The 580-nt window shown below is 42.1% G+C and carries 1 pseudogene; it reads right to left on the bottom strand.

Annotation, left to right across the window (positions count from 1 at the left end):
* Window positions 1-580 (bottom strand): annotated as a pseudogene (locus ACRCJ0_RS18700) (ATP-binding protein); the annotation flags it as partial.

Here is a 580-nt window from a genome sequence, read left to right as displayed (position 1 = left end):
ATCAAAATAATAATACCTGCGATAGTCGCTGTCACACCAGCACCAAATAGGAAGGTCATTGACGTCACAAAGTAAGCAACGAGTAAGACAATCCCCATTCCTGCAAGGACACTACCAAATAAGCGGATCCAACGGTCATCTTGTCGGCCATTAGCCTCAAGTTCATCCCGTTCATAAGATAACTGAGTGTATTCATTTTCCAAAGAGCTAGCCTTTTCAGATAAGTTTGTCATATCACTTTGGCTATGGTTATAGAAAATGCGTTTGTTTTCTAATTCTTTGTATCGTTGTTGCCAGTAAGATCTTTCACCTGCGGATAATTCATCCGGTAACTCGGCCATTTCTTCAGCACCAAGTAAGGACATTAACCGTTGCTTCTCATAACGACGTTCAATCAATTCTTGACTGAATTCTTCGTTCTGACGCATACGGTCTCTAAATGCACGAGCTTCAACCACCATTTGTTCACTGACATTTGGATGGTTCAAAATCCAGTCCATACCAGAAGAATTGCCTGCAGCAGTTTGATCATCTGCTGCTAGCCCATCATTTTCGTCCGTTAATTCGGCCAATTGTTGGG

This window comes from Aerococcus sp. L_32, assembly GCF_050689315.1.
The sequence above is the reverse complement of the archived record's forward strand: the minus strand, read 5'-3'. Positions and strand labels throughout refer to the sequence as shown.